This window comes from Sphingobium fuliginis (assembly GCF_004152845.1).
GTDB lineage: Bacteria > Pseudomonadota > Alphaproteobacteria > Sphingomonadales > Sphingomonadaceae > Sphingobium > Sphingobium fuliginis.
Map to the genome: position 1 here is coordinate 1 of NZ_SEON01000013.1, position 24,247 is coordinate 24,247.

The following is a 24,247-nucleotide window of genomic DNA, read 5'->3' on the forward strand; positions in this document are numbered from 1 at the left end:
CCAAGCTCAAGCAGTGGCGCCGCATCGCAACACGCTATGACAAACTCGCCGCAAACTTCCTCGGCTTCGTCAAACTCGCCAGCATCATGCTATGGCTCAAATGATTAAATCGTCACTACGGCCTAGAGCCAATCGACATTCAGATGATGACGAGCCGAAAATGATGGTTTTCCGTGACCCGGAGCGCAGCCTACTCGAAGTGGGTGAGCACCGGAAGCACGGAAAAGTGTCATTTGCAGGCCGTCAGGGCTGAATGTCGATTGGCTCTAGGGGGCGGTTAGGGGACATCAAGCCCCTTCCCTCCAGGTCCAGACAAGGCAAGTGGCTGGTTTGAAGGGGTGGAGTGGAGCAGTGCCGCTGTTCCCCCCTTCCAATCGCCGATATGGCATTTTTTTCGCGACCCATGTCACGCCAGCCGATCCTGTCTCGTCATGTCGGCATAACTCAGGAAGAAAGGTGCTGACATGACTGCCAAGCTCGACCCCTTTGCCGCCGCGCCCCAGCTTATGAAAAGCTGGTTCGCCACCTCCGCCGCCATCAATGCCAGCCTTGAGCCGAGCCTTATCGAGCTGGTGAAGATCCGCGCGTCGCAGATCAACCAGTGCGCCAACTGCATCAACATGCACACGGTCGAGGCCCGCGCGCAGGGCGAAAGCGAACAGCGCATCTACCTGCTTTCCGCCTGGCGGGAGGCGCCCTGCTATACGACGCGCGAGCGGGCCGCGCTGGAATGGACGGAGGCCTTGACGCGCCTTTCCGAAGGGCACAGCCATGAAGCGGCCCACAAGGCGCTGGCAGCCGAGTTTTCGGAGGAAGAGCAGGTGAAGCTGACCCTGATGATCAACGTCATCAACGGCTGGAACCGCATCGCGGTGGGCTTCGGCCTCTGGTACGACACGCCGGCCAGGGCGGCCGCGTGATGGCGCAGGGGGCGCATGGGGGCGCGGCGGAGAGCTTCGATCCGCTGCGTCCCAGGCTCATCCGCGTCGCCTATCGCATGCTGGGTTCCGTCGCGGACGCCGAGGATGTGGTGCAGGAAGCCTTTATCCGATGGATGGGCGCCGACCGCGACGCGGTGCGCGAGCCGGAAGCGTTCCTGCGCCGCACCGTGACGCGGCTGTGCCTCGACCAGCTCAAGTCGGCGCGGCGCAACCGCGAAACCTATATCGGCCCCTGGCTGCCCGATCCGGTGGTGGACGACGCCGGGGAAGAAGAGGATGTGACGCTGCCGCTGATGCTGGCGCTGGAACGGCTGTCGCCGCTGGAGCGGGCGGCTTTCCTGCTGCATGACGTCTTCGGCGTCGGCTTCGAGGAAATCGCCGCCACGGTCGAACGCGATCCGGCGGCCTGCCGTCAACTGGCGGCGCGGGCGCGGGCCCATGTGCGGGAGGCGAGACCCCGCTACCGGGTGGAAAGACAGCACGGGCTGGAGATTGCCGGCGCCTGCTTCGCCGCCTCGCGGAGCGGCGACATGGCGGCGCTGGGCGCGATGCTGGCACGGGATGTCAGCCTGCACAGCGATGGCGGCGGCAAGCGCCCTGCCGCGATCGTTCCCGTGCTGGGCTTCGGCCCGGTCATGCAGATGCACAAGGCGCTGGCCGTGCTGTTCGGCAAATATGGGTCGACGCTGGTGCGCGTGGGATTGATCAACGGCCTTCCGGGCTTCGTCACCCGGGAGGCGGACGGCGAACTCCAGACCACGGCGCTCGACATCGAGGATGGGCGCGTCACCGGCATCTATGTGATGCGCAATCCCGACAAGCTGCGGCATCTGCATTGACGGGGCCGGAAAGCCTGCGCTGGGCCTGTCGAAGGTCGGGAACCGGTCTTCCGATCAAACGATGCCCCAACAAAAGCCTGGAGCGCGCGTCCCGTGTAACGCAGCGCGCTCTATAGGAAAATCCTTTGCGCGCCGGGGACGGCCCGGATCAGATAATAAGCGGCGAGCGGTATCAGAAGCGCCTGCACCAGCAGCCACGGCTTGGCCATATAGGGCGAAAGATAGTGAATGACCGCCACGTGGAGATACATGACGACCAGCGACGCGCGCCCGATGGCGGCGATCCATCCGCCAAAGGGCGCGATCCGCACCGAAAGGCGGAAAAGCAGGAAGCTGGTGGCCATGGCCGAGGCGATGGACAATAAGGGCCAGCCATAGTCGGCGGCCTTCATGTTGAGCGTCGGCAGCAGCGCCGTCAGCCCCGCCAGCGACAGCGGGACCAGCGGCGCCAGCATCCAGCTTCGCCAGTCCACGCGCTGCCATGCCGCCCCCACCCAGAGCAGGACCAGGGCCATGGGTACGGTAAGCAGCCCCAGCGGCGACAGGCTGGTGCATTGTCCCGCGCCATAGGCGATCAGCAGCACCGGCAGCATCAGCAACGCCCAGCGCCGGTCGAGCGGGTCGGGCCAGCGGGCCAGCACCATGTTGAACAGGATGCGCGCCATCATCAGGCAGGGCACGAACCAGAATATGGTGAACGGCCCACGCAACCAGGAGCCGCCGAGCGCTATCGGTGCCAGATCCCCCGGCCAGTCATGGAAGATCGGCCTGCCGCCCTTCATCGTTTCGACGACCTGATCCGTCAGGATCAGCAGGATCAGGAAAGCCGCATAGGGCCGCATCTGGGACGCAAGCTGGCGGCGGGTGAAGCGTCGTGCCGGCTGCGGACGGGACAGGAGGCCCGACAGCAGGAAGAACAGCGGCATGTGGAAACTGTACATCGCGTCGCGCAGTCCCCCGCGCGTCCACACATGGCCGGCGACCACGGCGACGATCCCGATGCCGCGTGCGACATCGATCCATTCCAGCCGCCCTCCACCCGGCGGATGCGCCTCATGCCCCCTGTTCTCCATGCCCTCCACGCCCTATAGGAAGCGGCACGCGCGTCAATCGCTGCCCTGCATTTACGGAAAAACGCCTCTTGTCCCTGCTTCATGACCGAGTTCTGTTCATCGATGGCGAGGCCATCATCCTCGACAAGCCGGCGGGCCTGCCCGTCGACGCGCCGCGTGACGGGTCGCTTTCGCTGGAAAACCACCTGTCCTCGCTGACCTTCGGCTTCCAGCGCTGGCCGCTGCCGGTGCACCGGCTGGACCGAGACACCAGCGGCTGCCTGCTGCTCGCCCGCAATCCCAAGGCGCACAAGCGCTTCGCCGCGGCCTTTGAGGCCGGAACGGTCGCGAAACGCTATGTCGCGGTGGTGGACGGCGTTCCGGCGGAGGACAGCGGCACCATCGGCCTGTCGCTCAAGAAGATCAGCACGCCCGCCCAGGGGTGGCGGATGATCCCGGCGAAGGCGGGGAAGGCCGCGTTCACCGACTGGCGCAAGATCGCGGAGAAGGACGGACGCTCGCTGATCGTCTTCACCCCCCGCACCGGACGCACCCATCAGATCCGGACCCATGCGCTGCATGGCCTGGGCTTCGGCATTGCGGGCGATCCGGTCTATGGATCGGGCGAAGGGCCGATGCTGCTGCACAGCCGCTTCCTCAGCATCCCGCGCGGGGAGAAGCCGCCGGCGGAAGCGACCGCCCCCCTGCCCGCGACCTTCGCGGCAGCGGGCTTCGGGCAGGAACTGCTCGAACAGGCCGGGCTTTAGCGCCCTTGCCACGCATCCCCGTCACCCGGTCGATCTCCATCGACAGCGACGAGCTGTCGGAAAGCTTCGTCCGCTCGACCGGGGCTGGCGGCCAGCATGTGAACACCACGGACAGCGCGGTGCAGTTGCGCTTCGACGTGGCGAACAGCCCGTCGCTGCCCGAGGCGGTCAAGCACCGGCTGGCGGCGATCGCCGGACGGCGGATGACGGCGGAGGGCGTGCTGATCCTCCGTTCCGAAGGCTCGCGATCGCAGCTCTTGAACCGGCAGGAGGTGCTGGCCCGCCTGGTGGAATTGATCCGGGACGCCACGGTCGTGCCGAAGGCGCGCAAGGCGACCAAGCCGGGCAAGGCCGCCAAGGCGCGGCGCGTCGACGCGAAGAAGGCGCGCAGTTCGGTCAAGGCGGGACGTGGCAAGGTAAGGCTGGATTAACCGGTCTGGCCTGCACCCGCGCCACATCCTATATGCCGGCCATGTTCGATTTTTCTCCCCCGGCCGGTGCCGACAAAGCCACGCTCCATGACGACCTGCTCTCCGCCGCCGATGCGCTGACGGCGGGCGAGCCCGATGCCATCGCCAACATGGCCAATGTCTCCGCGCTGATCTGGCAGTTCCTGCCCGACCTCAATTGGGCGGGCTTTTACCGGATGGTCGGCGGCGAACTGGTCCTTGGCCCCTTTCAGGGCAAGGCCGCCTGCATCCGCATCCCGCTGGGCAAGGGCGTCTGCGGCGCCGCGGCGGCCAGCGGCCAGACGCAACTGGTGGAGGACGTCCACGCCTTTCCCGGCCATATCGCCTGCGACGCCGCCAGCGCTTCGGAGATCGTCGTGCCGGTGATCGTCGAAGGCCGGGTCGTCGCCGTGCTGGACCTCGACAGTCCGATCCCGGCGCGCTTCGACAGTGCGGACCGGACCGGGCTGGAGGCGCTGGTCGGGCGGATCGCGTCGCGTCTGGTTTAGGTCGTAAACCCATGAACGGCACGTTCAGGGAACCAAAATAGCGAACATATCGGGCCGCAATGCGCGCCGGTGCCTCTTTTCGGGACAGGCATGGAAATGCCGGCGCTTGGATGGCGGCGGCCGATCATGCTAAACAAGTCGTTAACATATCAGCCGAAAACGGGGATTTGAGCATGCATATCCGGAGCTTCATCCTGGCCGGCGCCGGTCTGGCGATCGGGTTGACGGCGCCGGTTTCCGCAAATGGGCCGGTCGGGGGTGGAGGAATGGCCGCCCGGCCGGCGGTGCATGCGGGAACCACGGTGCACCGCTGGGGTCCGCGCCATCAGGGCCGTTGGCATGCGGGCTGGTACGCGCCGGGCGGCTGGGCGGTCTATCGCAGGCCCGTGGTCGGCTATGTCCTGCCACGCTATTGGGTCAACCCCGTCTATCATATCCGCAACTATGGCGCTTACGGGCTGCCGGCGCCCGTCAGCGGCTATGGCTGGTCGCGCTATTATGACGATGCGGTGATGACCGACCGGGATGGCCGCGTGCGCGATTATCGCAACGGCGTCGCGTGGGAGGAAGCAGGCGACACGCCACCGCCGCCGGGCATCGGCTATGATGACGAAGTCACCGCGCGGGATGACCCGCCGCCACCGCCGCTGGGCTATGAAGGGCGCTGGAGCGGCACATGGCGGGACAAGGACGGCAAGACCTTCAGCGGCGATTATGAAGGCCGTTTCGAGGGGCAGGTCCGGGGTGGACCCGGCGTCGATTTCGACCCGCCGCCCTATGCCGCCGGGCAGAACCGGACGGAGCGGCGCGCCGGTCCGGGAGAACCCGTCATCACGACGACGCAAGCGCCGGGCTTCATATCGGGCGGCTATTATTATCCCGGCTCCACCACCACGACGGTCGTGGTCCAGCCCGCCGTCACCACCACCCGGACCTATGTGACGGAAGTTCCGGTCCGCAGGCGCAGGGTGCGGTAGCATCGACAGAGCTGTTCCGGTGCGCGCGGGAAGGATTGGAACGGAAAAAACCGGCTTTCGCTCCGATGAATCAGATCGCCGCTCCAGCTTCCTTATCTTCCGCGATTTCTTGACCAGCGACGGTTACGATCGCTTGGAAATCGCTCTGGAGCAGATTCCGATCCGATCGCATCGGCTCGACTGCTCTAAGTTTTTGTTTTATCGCGTTTTCCGGGTCAGCAGACTATTCCATCTGCCTGGAAATCGCTCTAGGCGGCGCGGGATCGTACCGCCGCCCAAGGCCGGGGGCGCCCCATCAGATAACCCTGGCCGATGGTGCAGCCGCGAGCGATCAGCATCTCGACCTGTCCCACCGTTTCGACGCCTTCGGCCACCACCTCCATGCCCAGGCTGCTGCCCAGCTTGACGATGGCGTCGACAATGACGGCGTCGCCCGCATCCTGTTCGATATTGCTGATGAAACTGCGGTCGATCTTCAGCACGTCGACCGGATATTGCTTCAAATGGCTGAGCGATGCGTAGCCGGTGCCGAAATCGTCCAGCGCGATCCGTACGCCCGCCGACGACAGGCGGTGCAACGCCCGCTCCACCTGTTCGGCGCCCCGGCCCAGGAAAACGGTCTCCGTCACCTCGATCTCGAACTGCTGCGGCGGGATGGTGCAGCGCGCGAGATGGGCGAGGACATAGTCGGCAAAATCATGCTGCATGAAATCGGCGGCGGAGGCGTTGATGGCGACCCGGCCCGGATCATGGCCGGCGCGCAGCCATCGATCGACGTCGCGGACGACCTTCGCCAGCATCTTTTCGGTAAGTTCGACGGCCAGTTCCGCATTGTCGAAAGCCGCCGCGATCGTGTCGGGCGCGTGGACGCCGGTGCGGGGATGCTGCCAGCGCAGCAGCGCCTCATAGCCCAATATCCGTCCGGTCCTCATGTCCGCCTTGGGCTGGTAATAGGGGACGACCAGATCGTCCACGATCGCCTGCCGCGCCATGTGGATCATCGAACTGCGCTGTTGCGCGTCGGCGCGCAATTGCGACTGGAACAGCGTCAGCCGGCCCCGTCCGGTGGACTTGGACGCATAAAGCGCCAGGTCCGCCGCCTTCAGCAATTCCGCCGCATCCTCGCCATGTTCGCCAAACACCGCGCCGCCCATGCTGATCCCATAATCGAGCGACCGCCCATTATGGACATAGGGCGCGCGCACACCGCCCAGCAATTCGGCGCTCCAGGCCGAAAGCGCCGCGCTGCTGGCGAGCGAAGGCGCGATCATGCCGAACTCGTCGCCGCCCAATCGCCCGATCATGGCATCGGCCGGCGCGCAGGAGGCGAAACGCTGCGCAAAACCGCAGAGCAGCGCATCGCCCGCATCATGGCCCAGCGTGTCGTTGGTCCGCTTCAGGTCGTCGATGTCGACCAGGATCAGGCCGAAACTGTCCCCCGTCCGGCGCGCCTGCTCGGTCATTTCCTCCAATGTCGTCTGCCACAGCGCGCGATTGGGCATATGCGTCATGGGATCGTGCGTGGCGGCCCAGCGTATCCGTTCCTCGCTGTTCCTTTCTTCCGTCACATCCTGGAAGGTCACGATGACGCGCAGTGGCTTGCCGGAATCGGAGAAGCTGCTCCAGCCGACGCTCTTGATCCAGCGCAGGGCGCCGGTGTCGGCCCTGTGCACCCTCAGCGTGGCTTCGAAATGCGGCGGCATGCGCCCGTTCGCGACGGCGTCCAGCATTCCGGCGAGACGCGACCGATCATCCGGGTGCACCAGCCGCAATGCCAGTTCGCTCGTCGCCGGTTCGGTATCAGACAGGCCCAGCATCGTCCGGAATTCCCGCGACCATGTCCGTGTGCCGGCGACCGCGTCGAAATCCCATATGCCCAGCCGCGCCGACTGCACCGCCAGGCGGAAGCGTTCCTCGCTGTCGGCCAGTTCGCGCTGCGCCAGTTTCTGCGCGTGAACATCCTCCAGCGTTCCGTACCAGCGCACGATCCGGCCCTTCGCGTCGCGGCGCGCCGAGGCACGCGACCGCATCCAGCGATAGCCGCCGTCGGAGAGGCGCAGCCGGTAGTCGACGTCGACAGGATCGCCTGAATGGAGCTTTTCCGTCCAGATGGCCAGCGTGCGATCGACATCGTCGGGATGCAGCGAATCGATCCACCCCCTGCCCCGCGCACGCGCCGGGGCCATGCCGGTCAGTTCCTGCCAGCGGGGTCCCACCTCCTCGATTTCGCCGCTGACCGATGCCGTCCAGGGGACCTGCGGACTGAGTTCGACCGACCAGCGATAATGCTGCCGGCTTTCCGCCAGGGCATCGGCCAGTGCGCGGCGGTCGCAGTCGTACCTCTCATCGATGTCCTCGATCGTTCCGTACCAGAGCGGCGCCTCGTCGGGCTCCACGACCAGCGACATGCGCACGATCCCCGACCTCGTTTCACCGGCAAGGGTGTGCATGCGGACGGGAACGGGATCGGGACGGGCGGAGCGTTTGGCGGCGTCGGCCAGCGCTTTCCAGTCATGCCTGTCCAGCATCGACCGCCAGCCATTTCCGATGATGTCGCAGGAAAAATGACGGGCAAAAAGGTCCGACATGATCTCCCGCGACAATATGCGGCCGCGATAATCAGCGATCCAGCGAATCAGTGGCGGCGAAACGCGCTGGAAGACCGGAGAGAATAATAGTTCGTTGCGATAGTGAAACGCATCCCATTCCAGCCCGTCCCGAGCCAGTTCGGAGGCAAATTCCCCAAATCTGCGATCAGCAAAACGGTCCATCTGCCGGTCCTGATCCAACGCCATTTCTGCAATCCATGGGAAAGCAGTAACGGAAAAAGTTAAATAAGATTTCCAATGCCGTAGTACGTAATCAATCCATAATGGCGTTAAGCCGTTCCATGCCGATCGCGCGAAAGCGCCATCGGTCGTCCTTCGTACGGGCTGGATTTTTCGCCGGCTTTATTTGCGGAAGATCGCCGCCAGTTCGCGCGGCAGCGCCGGCTCGTCGCGGCTTTCCGCCTGCTGCACGGCCTGCGCCTGCTCCTGCGGGTCGAAGCGGGTCCAGCCGTTGCGGCTCAGTCGTTCAAGCGGCCGGTAGCGTATCTTGTACTGCATCCGCTGCGATCCCTCGACCCAATAGCCGAGATAGACATAGGGCAACCCCGCCTTCGCCGCGCGCAGGATATGGTCCATGATGATGAAATTGCCCAACCCCTTGCGATGCTCCAGCTCCGTATCGAAGAAGCTGTAGATCATCGACAGGCCATCGCCCTGCCGGTCGGTAAGGCAGGCGCCGATCAGCCTGCCGGGACGGCCATCTTCGCCTGGTTCGCGATATTCGACGACATGGCTTTCCACCGGGGTCTGTTCGACCATGTCGGCAAAGTCCATCTCATCCATTTCGGTCATGCCGCCGCCGGGATGCCGGGCGCGCAGATAGCGCTGGAGCAGTTCGAACTGTTCCTCCGTCGACCAGGGCTTGCAGGCGGTGATGACCAGGTCTTCGTTCCGGCGCAGCAATTTGCGCTGGGTGGCGTTCGGCTCGAACTCCCCCGCGACGACGCGCACGGACACGCAGGCGGAGCAATCCGCGCAACTGGGGCGATAGGCGACATTCTGGCTGCGGCGGAAGCCGATGCGACCGAGCGCATCGTTCAGTTCCGACGCATTGTCCCCGCTCAGTTCAGTGAACACCTTCCGCTCGCTTTTGCCGGGCAGATAGGGACAGGGACTGGGGTTGGTGACGAAAAAGCGCGGAAAGCGGAACGGTGCACTCACAACCGCATCTCCCCCACAGCGCTGCCCGACCCCTGATTCATGAGTCGACTATGCCGTTCGCGGGCCGCTGTGAAAAGTTTATTTACCACGAAAATTGGTTAAGCGGCAGAGAAGAGGCAGGGACGTTATGAGATAGGCCGGGGATGGCCAGTTGCGGACATTGACGCTACGCAATCCGACCGCTTGACCATTTCATTCGGCGGCGACAGCCTCGAAATCGGCTTCGGCCAGGAACTTCTCCACATCCAGAGCGGCCATGCAGCCCATGCCGGCGGCGGTAACGGCCTGACGATAGACCTTGTCGCTGACGTCGCCCGCCGCGAAAACGCCAGGGATGGCGGTCCGGGTCGTGCCCTTTTCCACCAGCAGATAGCCCTCGTCCATCGGCAGCTTGTCGACGAACAGCTCCGTAGCGGGCTGGTGGCCGATGGCGACGAACGCGCCGTCCGTCTCTATATGCGATTTGTGGCCGGTCACCGTGTCGATCAGGTCGACGCCGACCAGCCCCTCGGGATCGCCGCCGCCCACGAAGCGATCGACCGCCTGGTTCCACAGCACCTTGATGTGCGGATGGGCGAACAGGCGCTGCTGGAGGATCTTCTCCGCCCGGAGCGAGTCGCGGCGGTGGATCAGGGTGACGTCATGGCTGTGGTTGGTGAGGTACAGCGCCTCCTCCACCGCGGTATTGCCGCCGCCGATCACCACCACCTTCTTGCCGCGATAGAAGAAGCCGTCGCAGGTCGCGCAGGCCGAGACGCCCTTGCCCTGCAAAAGCTGTTCGCCCTCCGCACCCAGCCATTTGGCCTGGGCGCCGGTCGCGATCACCAGGCTGTCGGCATAATAGAGCGTGCCGCTGTCGCCCTTCAGGCGGAAGGGCCGTTCCGACAGGTCGACGTCGATGATCTGGTCGTACATCATCTGCGCGCCGACATGCTCCGCCTGCGCCTGCATCTGTTCCATCAGCCAGGGCCCCTGGATCACGTCGCGGAAACCCGGATAATTTTCGACGTCGGTCGTGATCGTCAACTGGCCGCCCGGCTGCATGCCCTGCACCACGATCGGCGCCAGGCCCGCGCGCGCGCCATAAATGGCGGCGGACAGGCCGGCCGGGCCGGAACCGAGGATCAGCATGCGGGTCGAATGGGTGGCGGTCATGAAAGTCTTTCCGGCTGCGATTCGTCTGTCGGGATGAGATAGGCGAAGCAGGCGGACGCGCAAGCGATGGATTTGCTTGAAGGGTGAGAAGCTGAGCCTTGGACCGCCGCCTTCGTCCCGTCAATCGAGGACGTTGGGCAAATCCTCGAACCCCTTGCGCAGCGCGGCGGACCAGCTGTGCGAGAGAAGCTGGAACTCCTCATTGTCCGCCTCGATCCGGGTGCGCACGCGGAAGTCGAAGGCATCCCGTTCTATCACGGTCAGGTCCAGCGGCATCCCCACCGACAGGTTGGACCGCAGCGTCGAATCCATCGACACCAACACTGCCTTGGTCGCATCTTCCAGACTGGTTTCGCGCTTGATGATGCGATCCAGGATCGGCTTGCCATATTTATGCTCGCCGATCTGGAAGAAGGGCGTGTCCTCCGTCGCCTCGATGAAATTGCCGGCCGAATAGATGAGGTAAAGCCGCGGCTTGCCGCCCCTGCGTTGCCCGGCGATCAGGATGGAGGCGTCCGCCGCCGCGCCCTGCATCTCTATGGTGCTGCGATAGCGGCCCTGCATGGTGCACATCGCCTCCCCCACGATCTGCGCGACGCGGTGCATGGTGGGGCAGTTGAGGATCGTCTCCACATCCGGATCGAGCGCCGAATCCTTGATCGCGCGGCCCAGCATCGCCTTCACCCCCTGGGTGATAGACAGATTGCCGGAGCACATCAGGGTGATCGCCCGCTCGCCCGGCACGCTGTAGGTGAAGCTTTTCCGGAAGCGCGCGATATTGTCCATCCCCGCATTGGTGCGGGTGTCGGACAGCATGACCAGCCCCTGGTCGACGCGCACCGCCACACAATAAGTCATGGCCCCAAGGGCTCCTATCGTCGTTCAACCCTGCGTGGTGGTCTGCGCGCCCTGTTGTTGCTGCCGCTGGAGCTGCCGCTCCTCCACCCCATCCTCCGCCTGCGCGATCCGGACGTCCGCGTCAATCCAGATATCGCCCGCCACGGTCACGGAGCCGCGTATCGGCGCGGCCTCATCCGCATCCAGCCCGCAGGCGAGGCGCAGATAGCGCTCCGTCACGCAGACCCGGTTGGAGGGGTCGAATCCCACCCAGCCCAGTTCGGGCACCAGCGCCTCCGCCCAGCCATGAGTCTCATGCAGCACGTCGCCCTCATCGGCCAGCAGATAGCCGGACACATAGCGCGCGGGGATGCCCATGGACCGCGCGCCGGCGATGAACACCTGCGCATGGTCCTGACAGACCCCGGCGCCCAGCGCGAAAGCCTCCGCCGCCGTGGTGTTCGTGGTCGTCACGCCTGCGCGATAGGCCACGGCATCGCTGACGGCGGCCGACAGCGCATGCAGCCGGGCCAGCGGCCCGTCTCCGTCGGGGAGGGACAGCGCCATCGCCCGGATTTCCGGCGATGCCCCGGTCAGCCGCGTTTCCCGCAGGAAATAGCGCGGATTCACCGGGCAGCCGAGCCAGCCCACCACGCCATGACCTTCGCATGTTTCGACCAGTCCTTCCGCGACGATGACGGCATTGTCCAACCGGTCGTGCCGGACCCAGATCGCCTCCATCTCGCCATAGCTGTTGCGGCGAAAGCCGGTCAGCGGATCGCCATTGACGCTGACCTGCCAGTCCAGCACCTTCTGCGTCGGCGTGTCGACGGGCATCAGCTTCAGCCGCATCGCCACCCGCCCGGCCGCAGCCTCATAGCGATAGATGGTCTGGTGGCGGACGAGCAGTTTCATGCGCGTCCTCCCATCAGCCGAAATGATAGGCCTGGGCGATCTCGACGCCCAGGCGGTTGGTGCTCATCAGGCCGTTCTGCACCGTTTCATGCAGCCCCGCCCGGAAGATTTCGCCGCTGTCCAGCTTCTCCAGATCGGTCACCATCTGCCGCACGGTGTCATGGCAGGCCGAACGCGCATCATGCCATCCGGCCAGACGGTTCAGCCGATAGGCAAGCTGGTCGTAGCAATAGGCGACGCTGCGCGGGAACAGGCGGTTCAGCATCAGGAAATCGGTGATCTGCCAGGGCGTGTAGGTGCCGCCATAGACATGGTGGAACGCCCGCGCGCCAGACAGCGCATACAGCACCGACGTCCATTGATAATGGTCGCGATTGCCGCCGACCACTTCCGTTTCCGGCAGCAGCACATAATATTTGACGTCCAGCAGGCGCAGCGTCATCTGCGCCCGCTCCAGCGCGGAGCCGGTGCGCAGGAAATCATGCCCCTCATTGCGGAGTTGCCCCGAATGGGCCGCGCCGCGGAAGGTCATCACCCGCGTCTTCACCCAGTCGATCAGCGCGGGAAGCTGCTGCCGCGCCTCCGCCACGTCATAGCTGTCGAGCTTGCGCCAGCCTTCATTCAGCGCCTCCCACATGTCCTGCGTCAACATGGTGCGGGCCGATTTGGCGTTGGCGCGGGCTTTCAGCAGGCAGGACCGGATGGAGGAGGGATTGTCGAGGTCCAGCATCAGGAAGGCGATGGCGTCGCTTTCCGTCACCTGCGCGCCTTCGGGGAAATGGTTGAGCGCGCCTGTCGCCCGCACCACCGATCGCCACTCGTCGCGATGATGCGCGCCGGGCAGGATCGCCATGCGCTGGCCCATGGTCAGCAGGCGGGCGGTAGCCTCTGCGCGCTCCATGTAGCGGGCCATCCAGAAGAGATTTTCGGCGGTCCGGCTCAGCATGAAGGCATACTCTTTGCATTCGTCATTCCCGCGAAGGCGGGAATCCATCTCCTGACCTCACCCCTAGTGGCACGCTTGGGAAATGGATTGGCTTCGCCGTACTGGCGTTTCCCGCCTTCGCGGGAATGACGAAGAAGGGTGATGAAGGTTCTAAACATCATCAATCCTGCAATACCCAGGTGTCCTTCACCCCGCCCCCCTGGCTGGAGTTCACCACCAGCGATCCTTCGGTCAGCGCCACCCGCGTCAGCCCGCCGGGCACCAGCCTGATCTGCTTGCCCACCAGGCAATAGGGGCGGAAATCCGCATGGCGCCCCACCACCGCCGCCGGTCCCAGCGTGGGCACGGTCGACAGGTCCAGCGTCGGCTGGGCGATGAACTCGCCCGGATTGGCGCGGATGCGGTCGGCATAAGCCGCGATCTCGTCCTTGGTCGATTTCGGCCCGATCAGCATGCCGTAGCCGCCCGATCCATGGACTTCCTTCGCCACCAGTTCGTGCAGATTTTCCAGCACATAGGCGCATTCGTCCGGCTTCCCGCACTGCCAGGTCTGGATATTGTCCAGGATCGGCTGCTCGCCCAGATAGAAGCGGATCATTTCCGGCACATAGATGTACACGGCCTTGTCGTCCGCGATCCCCGATCCCGGTGCGGACGCCAGCGTCACACCGCCATTGCGATAGACGTTGAAGATGCCGGGCACGCCCAGCAGGCTGTCCGGCCGAAAGACCAGCGGGTCGATATATTCATCGTCGATGCGCCGGTAGATGACGTCGACCGCCTTCGGCCCCAGCGTGGTCTTCATCCACACCCGGTCATCGTCGACGAACAGGTCCGCCGGCTCCACCAGTTCCACGCCCATCAGGTCGGCAAGGAAGCTGTGCTCATAATAGGCGCTGTTGAGCGAACCGGGCGTCAGCACCACCACCACCGGATCGCCCTTGCAGGCGGGCGGCGCGACTTCCTTCAGGCTTTTCAGCAATTCCGCGGGATAATCGTCGACCGGCGCGACCACGCCCTGCGCGAACAGTTCCGGGAACATGCGGGTCATGATCTCACGATTTTCCAGCATGTAGGACACGCCGGAGGGGGTGCGGCAATTATCCTCCAGCACCTCGAACCGGGTTGGCCCGGTGCGGACGATGTCGATGCCGACGATATGGCTGTACACCTTCCCCGGCGGGGTGAAGTCGGCCATTTCCGCCAGATAGGCGCTGTTCTGATAGATGATGTCCGCGGGCATGACCCCCTCTTTCACAATTTCTCCCCGATGATAGACGTCGTGGAGGAAGGCGTTGAGCGCCCGCGCCCGTTGCCGGATGCCCTTGTCCAGAACGCGCCATTCCTGGGCCATGAAGATGCGGGGCAGCAGGTCGAAGGGGATCAGTCGTTCCGGATCGCCCCCCTCCCCATAGACGGCGAAGGTGATGCCGATGCGCCGGAAGATCGCCTCCGCCTCATCCATTCGACGATTGAGCCCGGCAATGCCGGTCCGATCCACCCAATTCTGCACTTCCGCGTAGCAGGGGCGTATCGAACCATCCGGCTCAAACATTTCGTGGAAGGGCAAAGTATCGATCCTCCCTCAGCCGGCCATCGGCTGGTTGTGCATTGCAACATTAGTGCAACAGGAAAGGACGAATGCAAGCGGAAAATCCGCCTGGGCCTGACTGTCTGTAAAGGTGGTAGCGGAGGAGGGACTTGAACCCCCGACACGCGGATTATGATTCCGCTGCTCTAACCAGCTGAGCTACTCCGCCCCATGGGCCGTCCGCCGGGCCATGCCCTGCGGTGAGGCGGCGCTATAAGCAGAGCGGGCTTATGGGTCAACGGGGTTTCACAGCATCGTGAAATTTCTCTGGCCGGGTCATCCGCCTGCACTGGCAAGGACGGTTGCAAGCCACCATCCCGGCACCGCGGCCAGGGCGAGGAAAGTCCCCAGCGGCACACGCGTCGTGCCGTCCACCCTCCCGCCCGTCGCCATGGCCGCGAGGACCGCCAGCAGTCCCACGCTCGCCGCCAGCAGCAGGATGAAGGGCAAGGCCTGCCAGCCGAACCAGGCGCCGAGCGCACCCAGCAGCTTGGCATCGCCCAGACCCAGCCCGTCGCGCCTCCGGAAGCGCCGATAGCCGAGCGCGACCAGCAGCAGCGTCAGATAGCCGGCCAGCGCGCCGATCGCCCGATCCGCCAGCGTAGCGTCGGTCGTCCAGGGACCAAGGGTGAAGCCCAGGAACGCCAATGGCAGGGTCAGCGCGTCGGGCAGCCAGAAATGCCGCCGGTCGAGCACCGCCAGCGTCAGGAGCAGCCAGCCCAGCAGAGCCCATCCCGCCCCGCCCGGATCGGGCGAAAAACCCAGGGCGAGCGCGCCGATGATCGCGCATCCCGCCTCCACCCGCCCATGCAGCGGATCGATGGGCGCGCCGCAGGTCCGGCACCGCCCTCGCTGCGCCAGCGCGCTTGCCATCGGCACGAGATCGAAGACGCTGAGAATCCGCCCGCAGCCGTCACAGGCCGACCGGCCGCGCAGCACGCTGCGCCCCTGCGGCCAGCGCAGGACGATCGTGGCGAGGAAACTCCCGGCTATGGCTCCGGCTGTCGCGCCCAGCAGGGCGGGGAAGACCTCAATCACAGCGTCCCTTCGATCTTCAGCACCCGCGCGCGCCCGGCATCGGCAAAGCCTGCCTTGGCCAACGCCTCGCCCAGCGTCGCGTCTGCGGTTTCCACCCGCATTTCCGCCTGATAGCGGCCCGATCGCCAGATGCGCAGATTGACCTTTTCCAGCCCCGACTGGCTGACCAGCGGCAACAGCAGCGCTTCGCCGTCACAACTGGCCACGCCCGAAAGGCCCTGCGACAGGTTCAGTCCGGGAAACTGCCCCGCCATCTGCGCACGGACCCGTCCCTCGGCATGGCCGCAGCGGTCGCCGGAGAACCAGGCCGACACATCGTCCATGACGAAGCTGCCTACCGGCAGCGGCGCGAAGGTCCGGCCCAGCGGCACCGCGCCCGTCACATCGTCGATCCCCATGCGTCCGAAACCGACCGTCAGCGCGCCGCTCAGATCGTCCGCTGCGCCATTGCGGCGCCAGACGTCGAACCGCGCCCGTCCGACCAGCAGCGACACGGGCGACAGGCCCGCATGGACCGATCCCAGCGACACCGTGCCCAGCATCACCCGGTCGATCCCGCCGCTCCACACCGTGCCGCGCACCTCCCGCGCCGCCACGCCCAGCCGCTCCAGACCCGCCATGCCGAGCGCGACGCGCATCGGCAGGAAAATGAGGAATCCCAATGCGAACACAGCGATGAGCGCGATGCGCACCCGCCGCGAAAGGCTGAGCCCCATCATTGCCCGCCCCGCACCAGCACGGCCTGCACCGCGACGCTGCCTGCGGTCGCAGCCGGCCGCGCGCTTATCGTTTCGATCCGGACGCCCTCTGCCTCCAGGACGGAGAGCCATGACAACAACGCGACCGGCCGCACCGAGGCAATGGCCATGTCGACCCGGTCGGCGCCCTGCGCCTGCGCGCGTTCCAGCGTCAGCCCCGCCTCGCCAGCGCTCTGGCCGATGAACTGGTCCAACGGCACGCCCGCGTCGACTGTCGCCGCCGTGCGCGGCAGCGACTTCAGCAGCTTCACCTTGGCGCGGATGGCGGCATTGCGATCGGTCGCCTCCCGCAACCTGTCGCGGGCCGAACGCTGTGCAGCGTCGAGCGGCCGCACCACGCCCAGCCACAGGATCACCACCGCCAGCAGCGCGAACATCACGCCCAGCATCCACTGTTCGCGGGGACTCCGTTCGCCCCATAATGCCTGCAACCGTCCCATCATGACCGCACCGTTATGTCCGCGAGCATCCGCCCGCCGGGGTCCTGCGAAGGCGTCGCCGTGATGGCGAAGCCCGCCGCCTGCAAGGCCAGCAGCACGCTGTTGATGTCATCCCCCTTCGCCGCCGCCAGCGTGGCGCGGATCATCCCGTCCGGATCGCGCGACAAAGCCGTCAGCGACACGCCGGGCACATCCTGCATCGCGCTCAACAGGCCCGAAACCGGCGCGGTGAAGGCATAGCCGCCCGCCCCGCGCGCAGCGAGTTGACGGTCCATTTCCGCCTCCGCCTGGAGGACGTCGTTCGCCCCCGGCACCACCTGCCGCGCCAGGGCCAGGCTTTCCGCGTCCAGCGCGTTCGCCGCGAAATGCTGCTTGGCAAGGCCGACCAGCGCGATGGACAGGCTGACCAGCAGGATCAGCCCGCTCCAGACCGCGATGCGCGCCATCGTCCGTTTATCGAAGGACCGCCGCACCCGCTTGGCGAAGTCGCCCTGCCGCAAGTCGAGCGGCGGCCGGTCCAGCGCGGCAATCGCCCGCGCTTCGATCTGGTCCGCGGGAACGTCGCGCACTGCGGCATCGCCGATCAGTTCCGGCAGGGCCAGGTCGCCCGCCAGCGCCAGGTCGCTCCCGCGCAGCACCGCTTCGCCGCCGACCAGAGCACGCTCGAACCCCTCCTGCGGTTCGGGCAGCAGCAGCGGGGCAGGCACGATGATGTCCGGATCAAGCCCATGATGCTGCGCCCAGAGCAGCCAGTGCTGCATGTCGGCCCTCGCAGTCACGGCGACGCAATGCGGCCGCGCCGGATCGTCATTGTCGTCGGCTGCGGCGAAAAGCTGGTCCGCGGGCACGATCCCGCCCGCCATGGCCGCAAGCCGCGCCGCCGCCCTTCCCTGCCGGGCAGGCAGATCGGGATAGGCGCCCCGGTGCAGCGTCACCAGCGCCGCCGGAGGCACCAGCATCACCGTCATATCCCCGGGCAGCGCCGTGAGGCCGCAAGCCGCGAGCCAGTTCGTCCCAGCCCCTTTCTGCACCACGGCGCCGTTCGCCACCCGCATCCACAGCGGCTCCGCGCCCGGCCGTTCCGGCAGGGCGACGATCAATCCCTCGCTCACGCGCCGGTCCCCCAATTGCGGCGTATCAGCTTGGCCGGACTTTGCCGCGCATCGATCAGCGCCCGTTCGACCACCTGCGTTCCCCCGACATCCACCGACACTTCCACTCCGAAAAATCCCGTCGTCAACCTGACCTGCTGTGCCGCCTCTTCCAGCGGGCTGAGCCCCGCCAGCGACGGGGCGCGCCAGAATTCCACCGTGCTGCCGTAGCCATCCACCGGCCGCTGCGCCAGCAATTGCCGCGCCTGCGCGACGCTCAGCTGCCCCTGCATCAGCATGGCGAAAAGCGGCGCCTGATCGGGCAGCAGCGTATTGATGTTGATGGGCGACAGATCGGCGGTCGGCAGGGCGCATACCCATGGCCGCACCAGCCCGTAAATGGCCGGCGTCACCCCGTTGACCGCCCGCAATTCGCTGGGATCGACCATGAAACGGTTGGCCGTGCGATAGGGCCGCGGCGCCCGCGCATAGGTCTCGTCCTCCGCGCCGCCGGGCTGCGGCACGCCGTCCGTGTCGATCCAGTCCGCCAGCGACGCCGCCGCCACCTGCGCCTGCCGCGCGTCGACGCCCAGCGCCTGCAACAGCGCCTGGAACTGCGATACGCCTACCGGGCGCACCTTCAGATCAGCCTCGGTCTCGCCCGCGACCACGCTGTTGAGGTTGAAGCAATTGCCCCCGTCCGTCACCCGCGCCGTGGCGACCCCGCCCGGCACGGATATGGCCTGCGGCGTGCCCATCCAGTTGCCGGCCAGCGTCGTCTTGCCCGGATTGGCCGCAACCAGATCGCCTATGCGCATCCGGGCGATCTCCGTGCCGGCATCGGCAAAGGCGCGCGCCTGATCGACCGCGCCGCCATTGCCGGTCATCCGCGTGGCCAGCGCCAGCCGCTCCAGCGCGGTGGAAGCGACCACCGCCATCACCGCCACCAGCAGCAGCACGGTCAACAGCGCCGCGCCGCGCTCTCCCGGCTTGCGTGGGTCAACCATTGGCTGGCACCCCTTCCTGCTTTTCCGCCGGACCCGGCCCCACCAGGAAACGCAGCGTCACCGGCGGCTCGCCGGTTCGCGTCACCGTCATCTCCACGGCACGGGGCATCAGGTCGGGCTGGGTCGGCACCCATTCGTCGCGCCAGTCGCCGCTGGAGTCGCGGAAGCGCAACGCGACGTCGCCGACCCCGGTGAGCAGCGCGGCCGGCTCGTCGCCCGCCGCGCCGTCGACCTGCGCATAGGTGCGCCGTTCCAGCCGCCCCTGCCGCACCCAATATTCGACCTTCTGGAGCGACGGCCGCGGCAGATCGCCCAGATTGTCCCAGCCGCCGCGCACGAACTGGAGGATGGGCTGGCTCTCCCCCTCGCGATGCGACCAGAAGGCGGGCGCCAGCGTGCCTGCCTCCGTGCGGCTGATGCGCGGCACCGCCTGCCCCAGATCGGCCGCCAGCGCCCCGCTCGCCCGCTGCACCGCCGCCATGTCGTCCAGCCGCAGCTTGATCTGCGCCTCTGCCGATACGCTATTGCCCAGCAGCAGCACCCCCGCCGCCGCCAGCATGGCGAAGATCATCAGGGCGACGAGCAGTTCGATCAGCGTGAAGCCGTGTTCGGCGGAATGTCTCAGAGACTCGAAGCCGTGTTCGGCGGAACGTCTCAGAGACCCGAAGCCGTGTTCGGCGGAATGCCTCACGGACCCTATGCCGTGTCCGATGGAACCTGCCTGCCTCATTGCACCACCCGCACGAAGCTCAGCACCACGGGGGAGGAGCCCGCCTGGCCGTCGACGGCAAGATCGACTTGCAGCAGGCGCTTGTCATCGGTCGCCTTGACCTGCCGCGTCCAGTGCCAGCGCCGCCCGCCATTGTCGACATCGCCTTCTTCACTGCCGAGCGAAGGCGGCGCGGGATCGGTCTGCACCTCCACCATCAGGTTGCGCGCGACGATCTGACCCATCGCCTTGCTGTCGAGGTCGGCGGCGGTGTGCAGAGTCACCCCTTGCAGGCGGACGAGCGCCAGGGCGGCCAGGCTGAAGACCGCGAGCGCGACGAGCATTTCGAGCAGGGTGAAGCCTTGCTCCTCCCCACGCGCCTTGCGGCAGCGTGACCGCATGCGGCGCGTCCTACCCACCGACAACGACCTTTCCAGCCATATCGACCGAAATCGAGACCCGCTCTCCCTCGCGGGCAAGGATCACCGTCATGGGATCGGTCGGAAGTCCCGTGCCGTCGAAGCCGATCTGCTGCCGTCCGTCCTTCCCGACCAGCGCCCGCGTCCCGGCCTTCCAGTTGGCGGTGGCGAAGGGCTTGTCCTCCAGCCCCACCCATTGCCCGCCATCGCGGCGTTGAAAGCCATAGCCCGAGGCCGATACCCATACACCCATGGGCCGCGCGGTAACGACCGCTTCGTCGCGCGCCGCGGCAAGGCGAGCGGCGAAGCGATCGGCATCCTCGATCACCCGGCCGCGAGGGTCGGGGATCGCCAACACCACTGCGGCCGAAATGAAGCTGATGATCGTCAGCACGACCATCAGCTCGATCAACGTGAAGCCGTGTTCGGCGGAACGTCTAAAAGACCTGAAGCCGTGTTCGGCGGAACGCCTCAAAGACTCGAAGCCGTGTTCGGCGGAACGCCTCAAAGATCCGGAGCCGTGCCGCCGGCGATCAAAGCTCGCTGGAATAGATGTCGGCATTTTCATTGTCGCCACCCGGCTGCCCGTCCGCTCCCAGCGAACTGATGTCGAACGCGCCCTTCCGCCCCGGCACCGCATAGCGGTATGGCCGGCCCCAGGGATCGTTCGGCAGCTTCTTGATATACCCCCCGCGCCGGTAACGCTGCGGCTGGGCGAGCGCGGCCGGCGGGTTGATCAGCGCCTGCAACCCATCGGTCGCGGACGGATAGGCCAGATTGTCGAGCCGATATTGTTCCAGCGCCTGTTCGATGGTGGCGATGTCGGCCTTCGCCTTCTCCACCCGCGCGGTATCCGTCGCCGGGATGACGTTGATCGCCACGATGGTGGCAAGCAGGCCGATGATGACGATCACGACCATCAGTTCGACCAGCGTGAAGCCGTGTTCGGCGGAACGCCTCACGGGCGTGAAGCCGTGTTCGGCGGAACGTCTCAAAGACCTGAAGCCGTGTTCGGCGGAGCGGCTCGGAGACCCGAAGCCGTTCTCTCCTTCCCCTCTCCTGACGTCATTCCCGCAAAGGCGGGAAACGCCAGTTCGGCGCAGCCAATCCATCTCCCACAAGAAACGCCAGGGGGAACGTTCAGGCGATGGATTCCCGCCTTCACGGGAATGACGGAAAGAAAGGATCTTGCGCATAAACACTCCTCAGGCCCCGGTAAGGCTCTGCAATTGCAGGATGGGCAGCAGGATGGACAGGATGATGACGGCGACGATGCCGCCCATGGCGATGATGATGACCGGCTCCAGCATGGCGAGCGCGGCAGAGGTGAAGCTGTCGAATTCCCGCTCCAGATAGTCCGCCGCCCTCTCCAGCATGGTGTCCAGCCGCCCCGCGCTCTCCCCGCTGGCCGCCAGATAGACGAGCAAAGGCGGAAACACGCCCGCCCGCCGCAGCGCCGCCGACAGGCTGCCGCCGCCGCGAATGGCCTCCACGATCTCCTCCGAAGCCTGCCGCAGCACCCGGTTGTGCACCGTCTGGGCGGTAAGCGACAAGCCCTCCATCAGCGGCAGGCGGCTCGCCACCATGGTCGACAGGGTGCGCGCCATCCGCGCCGCATGCAGGTCGCGGATCAGCCGCCCCAGCAATGGCAGGCGCAGCAGCATCGCATCGAAGCGATAGCGGAAGCTTTCGACCTTCAGCGCCCGCCAGAAGCCGAAGCCAGCCACCCCCAGCAGGATCGCCAGAAGCCACCAATAGCCCGCCAGAAAGGCGGAAATACCCATCACCATGCGGGTGAGCAGCGGCAGTTGCTGGCCCACCGTATCGAACTGCTCCACCACCTTGGGCACGACGAAGATCATCAGCGCCGCGACCACGCACACCGCAAAGGCGGCAAGCACGGAAGGATAGGCGATGGCGGTCAGCACTTTCGACCGGATCACCGCCTGCCGCTCCATGAGGTCGGACAGGCGCTCCATGATCGTGGGCAGGCTGCCGGAACTCTCGCCCGCTGAAATCATCGCGCGGTAGAGCGGCGGAAAGCTCCTCGGCTCGGCGCCCAGGGCGTCGGCCAGCCGCCGCCCCTCCAGCACGCCCGAATGCACCTTGCCGACAATCGCCTGCACATGCGCCTGCTCGCTCTGCCGCCCGATGGTGCGGAGCGATTCCTCCAGCGGACTGACCTGGATCAGCGTCGACAACTGCCGGGTGAACAGCGTCAGTTCCTTGGCCGAAAGGCGCGGCGCGCCGAACGACAACCCTGCCCGCCTGCGCGCCTTTTCCACCGCGCCCGGCTCGATCCGCACGATGAACAGCTTGCGCGAGTCCAGCTTCGCCCGCGCATCCTCGACCGTTTCAGCCTTGATCGCGCCCTTGCGCTCACGCCCGGCGGGGTCGATGGCGATATAGTCGAACTCAGCCATCGGTGATGGTTTCCACCTCGCCCGCGTCGCGCCGCGACACGCGGATCGCTTCTTCCGCCGTCGTCTGGCCGTCGCGCACCAGCGCACGCGCCGCCGAACCCAGATTGGGCGCGTTCAGGAAAGCATGGCGCGCGATCAGCGATTCATCGCCGCCGTCATTGATCAGCCGCCGGATCGTATCGTCCACCCGGATCGCCTCGAACACGCCGATGCGGCCCTTGTAGCCGGTGCCGTTGCATGACTCGCATCCCCGCGCCCGATAGATGATCGTGCCCGGATCGAAGCCCAGCAGGGCGCTGGCCGACTTGTCCGCCTGCACCGGCTCCCGGCAATGCTGGCAGAGCCGCCGCACCAGCCGCTGCGCGATCACGGCGCGCAGGGTGGAGGCGAGCAGGAACGGTTCCACCCGCATGTCGCGCATCCGCGTGATCGCACCCACCGCGTCATTGGTGTGGACGGTGGACAGCACCAGATGCCCCGTCAGGGACGCCTGCACGGCGATTTCGGCAGTCTCCCGGTCACGGATTTCGCCCACCATCACCACATCGGGGTCCTGACGCAGGATGGCGCGCAGGCCGGCCGCGAAGGTCAGGCCCACCTTCGCATTCACCTGCGTCTGGCCGACGCCCTCGATCGCATATTCGACAGGGTCCTCGACCGTCAGGATGTTGCGCGTGCCGTCGTTGAGCTGCCTGAGGCCCGCATAGAGCGTCGTCGTCTTGCCCGACCCTGTCGGCCCGGTGACGAGGATGATGCCATTGGGTTCCTGCAACCCCTCCCGGAAAATCCGGTCCGCCGCCCCGGCCATGCCCAGCAGGTCGAGGTTCATGCCCGCATTCTCCTTGTCGAGAATGCGCAGCACCACCCGCTCTCCCGCCCGGCTCGGCAGGGTGGAAACGCGCACGTCGAGCAGTTTCCCGCCCAGCGTCAGCCCGATCCGCCCGTCCTGCGGCACGCGCCGCTCGGCTATGTCGAGGCGGGCCATCACCTTGATGCGGCTGACGACGACCGGCGCGACATGGGGCGGCATGCGCAGCGTCTCCCGCAGCACGCCGTCGACGCGCATCCGCACGATCAGCCCGGTCTCATAGGGTTCGATATGGATGTCCGACACGCCCTGCCGCGCCGCTTCGGCAATGATGCCGTTGATGAGGCGGATGGCGGGTGCGTCATCGGCGCTGTCGAGCAGATCGTCGGCGGTCGGAATGTCGGCGGCGAGGATGTCCAGCTCGTCCGCCCCGACATCGAGCGATCCCGCCATGGCGGCGGCGCTGCCCTCCATCGCATAATGATCCGACAGATGCCGGTCGAACTGCGCGGCATCGACGAAACGCACGTCGAAGCTGCGCGCCAGATGCCGCCGCACCTCCAGCAGGACGCGCGGATCGCTGCCTTCGCGAACGGCGATGGTCAGCCGCTCTCCATCCGGCGGCAGCATGACCACGCCGTGCTTTCGCGCGAAGACATAGGGTATGTCGACGGCGCGCGGCGCGATATGCGGGGGGATATCGCCAGAAGCAGAAGCGGCTTCCTGCACCCTAACCTCCGTTCGGACTGAGCTTGTCGAAGCCCAGTCCTTTCCTGAAAGGAAGAAAAGCGAAGGGCTTCGACAAG

25 protein-coding genes, 1 tRNA gene and 1 pseudogene are annotated in these 24,247 nt (G+C 66.1%); 7 read left to right on the forward strand and 20 right to left on the reverse strand.

Going from position 1 to position 24,247, the window contains the following annotated elements:
- The 3 genes and pseudogenes from EWH10_RS20875 to EWH10_RS20885 form a co-directional block, all read left to right on the forward strand.
- A pseudogene (locus tag EWH10_RS20875) lies at window positions 1–104 on the forward strand (IS5/IS1182 family transposase); the annotation flags it as partial.
- 360 nt (window positions 105–464) lie between these two features.
- On the forward strand, window positions 465–920 hold the full coding sequence (locus EWH10_RS20880; protein ID WP_044661842.1) for a carboxymuconolactone decarboxylase family protein: 456 nt from the start codon (window positions 465–467) through the stop codon (window positions 918–920).
- Window positions 920–1,780 (forward strand): sigma-70 family RNA polymerase sigma factor, encoded by an 861-nt coding sequence (locus EWH10_RS20885; protein ID WP_130030180.1) that lies wholly within the window; start codon window positions 920–922, stop codon window positions 1,778–1,780. Before EWH10_RS20880 ends, EWH10_RS20885 begins: the two co-directional genes overlap by 1 nt.
- 110 nt (window positions 1,781–1,890) lie before the next feature.
- Here EWH10_RS20885 and EWH10_RS20890 read toward each other — a convergent pair whose 3' ends face one another.
- The gene (locus tag EWH10_RS20890) at window positions 1,891–2,853 is read right to left on the reverse strand and encodes an acyltransferase family protein (RefSeq protein WP_044661841.1); all 963 of its coding nucleotides are present in this window, start codon (window positions 2,851–2,853) and stop codon (window positions 1,891–1,893) included.
- 68 nt (window positions 2,854–2,921) lie between these two features.
- On the opposite strand from EWH10_RS20890, the gene EWH10_RS20895 reads away from it, so the two are divergent.
- The 4 genes from EWH10_RS20895 (at window position 2,922) to EWH10_RS20910 (ending at window position 5,534) form a co-directional block, all read left to right on the forward strand.
- A complete protein-coding gene (locus EWH10_RS20895) occupies window positions 2,922–3,599 on the forward strand; it encodes an RluA family pseudouridine synthase (protein ID WP_044661840.1) in 678 nt (225 codons plus the stop codon).
- A 5-nt stretch (window positions 3,600–3,604) separates the two neighbouring features.
- Window positions 3,605–4,030, forward strand: coding sequence for an alternative ribosome rescue aminoacyl-tRNA hydrolase ArfB (gene arfB / locus EWH10_RS20900; protein WP_025550175.1), 426 nt, complete (start codon window positions 3,605–3,607; stop codon window positions 4,028–4,030).
- Between the two features lie 41 nt (window positions 4,031–4,071).
- Window positions 4,072–4,557, forward strand: coding sequence for a GAF domain-containing protein (locus tag EWH10_RS20905; RefSeq protein WP_044663082.1), 486 nt, complete (start codon window positions 4,072–4,074; stop codon window positions 4,555–4,557).
- Window positions 4,558–4,730: 173 nt separating this feature from the next.
- A complete protein-coding gene (locus EWH10_RS20910) occupies window positions 4,731–5,534 on the forward strand; it encodes an RcnB family protein (RefSeq protein ID WP_044663081.1) in 804 nt (267 codons plus the stop codon).
- Window positions 5,535–5,782: 248 nt separating this feature from the next.
- On the opposite strand, the gene EWH10_RS20915 is transcribed toward EWH10_RS20910, so the two are convergent.
- From EWH10_RS20915 to gspE, 19 genes are all read right to left on the reverse strand, one after another.
- Complete coding sequence (locus tag EWH10_RS20915) at window positions 5,783–8,305, reverse strand: sensor domain-containing protein (protein WP_065846537.1); 2,523 nt, start codon at window positions 8,303–8,305, stop codon at window positions 5,783–5,785.
- Between the two features lie 180 nt (window positions 8,306–8,485).
- Window positions 8,486–9,304 carry an arginyltransferase gene (locus tag EWH10_RS20920; RefSeq protein WP_025550179.1) on the reverse strand — a complete coding sequence of 273 codons (819 nt, stop codon included), beginning with the start codon at window positions 9,302–9,304 and terminating at the stop codon, window positions 8,486–8,488.
- Between the two features lie 192 nt (window positions 9,305–9,496).
- Window positions 9,497–10,459: a thioredoxin-disulfide reductase gene (trxB, locus tag EWH10_RS20925; RefSeq protein ID WP_025550180.1), complete on the reverse strand. Its 963-nt coding sequence runs from the start codon at window positions 10,457–10,459 to the stop codon at window positions 9,497–9,499.
- 120 nt (window positions 10,460–10,579) lie between these two features.
- Window positions 10,580–11,317: a proteasome-type protease gene (locus tag EWH10_RS20930; RefSeq protein WP_025550181.1), complete on the reverse strand. Its 738-nt coding sequence runs from the start codon at window positions 11,315–11,317 to the stop codon at window positions 10,580–10,582.
- A 24-nt stretch (window positions 11,318–11,341) separates the two neighbouring features.
- The gene (locus EWH10_RS20935; protein WP_044661838.1) at window positions 11,342–12,211 is read right to left on the reverse strand and encodes a transglutaminase family protein; all 870 of its coding nucleotides are present in this window, start codon (window positions 12,209–12,211) and stop codon (window positions 11,342–11,344) included.
- Window positions 12,212–12,224: 13 nt separating this feature from the next.
- Window positions 12,225–13,157 (reverse strand): alpha-E domain-containing protein, encoded by a 933-nt coding sequence (locus EWH10_RS20940; RefSeq protein WP_025550183.1) that lies wholly within the window; start codon window positions 13,155–13,157, stop codon window positions 12,225–12,227.
- Window positions 13,158–13,317: 160 nt separating this feature from the next.
- A complete protein-coding gene (locus tag EWH10_RS20945; RefSeq protein ID WP_065846533.1) occupies window positions 13,318–14,727 on the reverse strand; it encodes a circularly permuted type 2 ATP-grasp protein in 1,410 nt (469 codons plus the stop codon).
- 113 nt (window positions 14,728–14,840) lie between these two features.
- Window positions 14,841–14,917, reverse strand: a tRNA-Met gene (locus EWH10_RS20950).
- A gap of 107 nt (window positions 14,918–15,024) precedes the next feature.
- Window positions 15,025–15,786, reverse strand: coding sequence for a prepilin peptidase (locus tag EWH10_RS20955; protein ID WP_044661836.1), 762 nt, complete (start codon window positions 15,784–15,786; stop codon window positions 15,025–15,027).
- The gene (gene gspN / locus EWH10_RS20960; protein ID WP_044661835.1) at window positions 15,783–16,505 is read right to left on the reverse strand and encodes a type II secretion system protein N; all 723 of its coding nucleotides are present in this window, start codon (window positions 16,503–16,505) and stop codon (window positions 15,783–15,785) included. The genes EWH10_RS20955 and gspN overlap by 4 nt, the downstream gene beginning before the upstream one ends.
- Window positions 16,502–16,987, reverse strand: coding sequence for a type II secretion system protein GspM (gene gspM, locus EWH10_RS20965; RefSeq protein WP_044661834.1), 486 nt, complete (start codon window positions 16,985–16,987; stop codon window positions 16,502–16,504). The genes gspN and gspM overlap by 4 nt, the downstream gene beginning before the upstream one ends.
- Window positions 16,984–18,096: a type II secretion system protein GspL gene (gene gspL, locus EWH10_RS20970; protein WP_044663079.1), complete on the reverse strand. Its 1,113-nt coding sequence runs from the start codon at window positions 18,094–18,096 to the stop codon at window positions 16,984–16,986. The genes gspM and gspL overlap by 4 nt, the downstream gene beginning before the upstream one ends.
- On the reverse strand, window positions 18,093–19,082 hold the full coding sequence (gene gspK, locus EWH10_RS20975; RefSeq protein WP_025550188.1) for a type II secretion system minor pseudopilin GspK: 990 nt from the start codon (window positions 19,080–19,082) through the stop codon (window positions 18,093–18,095). The genes gspL and gspK overlap by 4 nt, the downstream gene beginning before the upstream one ends.
- Window positions 19,075–19,740 (reverse strand): type II secretion system minor pseudopilin GspJ, encoded by a 666-nt coding sequence (gene gspJ, locus EWH10_RS20980; RefSeq protein WP_044663078.1) that lies wholly within the window; start codon window positions 19,738–19,740, stop codon window positions 19,075–19,077. Before gspJ ends, gspK begins: the two co-directional genes overlap by 8 nt.
- Window positions 19,741–19,808: 68 nt before the next feature.
- The gene (gene gspI / locus EWH10_RS20985) at window positions 19,809–20,192 is read right to left on the reverse strand and encodes a type II secretion system minor pseudopilin GspI (RefSeq protein WP_083199098.1); all 384 of its coding nucleotides are present in this window, start codon (window positions 20,190–20,192) and stop codon (window positions 19,809–19,811) included.
- A 10-nt stretch (window positions 20,193–20,202) separates the two neighbouring features.
- Window positions 20,203–20,685 carry a GspH/FimT family pseudopilin gene (locus tag EWH10_RS20990; RefSeq protein WP_380834294.1) on the reverse strand — a complete coding sequence of 161 codons (483 nt, stop codon included), beginning with the start codon at window positions 20,683–20,685 and terminating at the stop codon, window positions 20,203–20,205.
- Between the two features lie 58 nt (window positions 20,686–20,743).
- Complete coding sequence (gene gspG, locus EWH10_RS20995) at window positions 20,744–21,322, reverse strand: type II secretion system major pseudopilin GspG (RefSeq protein WP_371873106.1); 579 nt, start codon at window positions 21,320–21,322, stop codon at window positions 20,744–20,746.
- Window positions 21,323–21,415: 93 nt separating this feature from the next.
- Window positions 21,416–22,633, reverse strand: a complete 1,218-nt coding sequence (gspF, locus tag EWH10_RS21000) for a type II secretion system inner membrane protein GspF (RefSeq protein ID WP_025551095.1) — start codon at window positions 22,631–22,633, stop codon at window positions 21,416–21,418.
- Entirely contained in the window at window positions 22,626–24,170 is a 1,545-nt protein-coding gene (gene gspE, locus EWH10_RS21005; protein ID WP_272481264.1) for a type II secretion system ATPase GspE, read from the reverse strand. The genes gspF and gspE overlap by 8 nt, the downstream gene beginning before the upstream one ends.
- Between the last annotated feature and the right edge of the window lie 77 nt (window positions 24,171–24,247).

Bases quoted from the DNA above. Each gene is read 5' to 3' on its own strand.
- EWH10_RS20880 (WP_044661842.1), top strand. From the start codon at position 465: ATGACTGCCAAGCTCGACCCCTTTGCCGCCGCGCCCCAGCTTATGAAA.
- EWH10_RS20885 (WP_130030180.1), top strand. From the start codon at position 920: ATGGCGCAGGGGGCGCATGGGGGCGCGGCGGAGAGCTTCGATCCGCTG.
- EWH10_RS20890 (WP_044661841.1), bottom strand. From the start codon at position 2,853: ATGGAGAACAGGGGGCATGAGGCGCATCCGCCGGGTGGAGGGCGGCTG.
- EWH10_RS20905 (WP_044663082.1), top strand. From the start codon at position 4,072: ATGTTCGATTTTTCTCCCCCGGCCGGTGCCGACAAAGCCACGCTCCAT.
- EWH10_RS20910 (WP_044663081.1), top strand. From the start codon at position 4,731: ATGCATATCCGGAGCTTCATCCTGGCCGGCGCCGGTCTGGCGATCGGG.
- EWH10_RS20915 (WP_065846537.1), bottom strand. From the start codon at position 8,305: ATGGACCGTTTTGCTGATCGCAGATTTGGGGAATTTGCCTCCGAACTG.
- trxB (WP_025550180.1), bottom strand. From the start codon at position 10,459: ATGACCGCCACCCATTCGACCCGCATGCTGATCCTCGGTTCCGGCCCG.
- EWH10_RS20930 (WP_025550181.1), bottom strand. From the start codon at position 11,317: ATGACTTATTGTGTGGCGGTGCGCGTCGACCAGGGGCTGGTCATGCTG.
- EWH10_RS20935 (WP_044661838.1), bottom strand. From the start codon at position 12,211: ATGAAACTGCTCGTCCGCCACCAGACCATCTATCGCTATGAGGCTGCG.
- EWH10_RS20940 (WP_025550183.1), bottom strand. From the start codon at position 13,157: ATGCTGAGCCGGACCGCCGAAAATCTCTTCTGGATGGCCCGCTACATG.
- gspN (WP_044661835.1), bottom strand. From the start codon at position 16,505: ATGATGGGGCTCAGCCTTTCGCGGCGGGTGCGCATCGCGCTCATCGCT.
- gspM (WP_044661834.1), bottom strand. From the start codon at position 16,987: ATGATGGGACGGTTGCAGGCATTATGGGGCGAACGGAGTCCCCGCGAA.
- gspK (WP_025550188.1), bottom strand. From the start codon at position 19,082: ATGGTTGACCCACGCAAGCCGGGAGAGCGCGGCGCGGCGCTGTTGACC.
- gspI (WP_083199098.1), bottom strand. From the start codon at position 20,192: ATGCGGTCACGCTGCCGCAAGGCGCGTGGGGAGGAGCAAGGCTTCACC.
- gspG (WP_371873106.1), bottom strand. From the start codon at position 21,322: ATGGATTGGCTGCGCCGAACTGGCGTTTCCCGCCTTTGCGGGAATGAC.
- gspF (WP_025551095.1), bottom strand. From the start codon at position 22,633: ATGGCTGAGTTCGACTATATCGCCATCGACCCCGCCGGGCGTGAGCGC.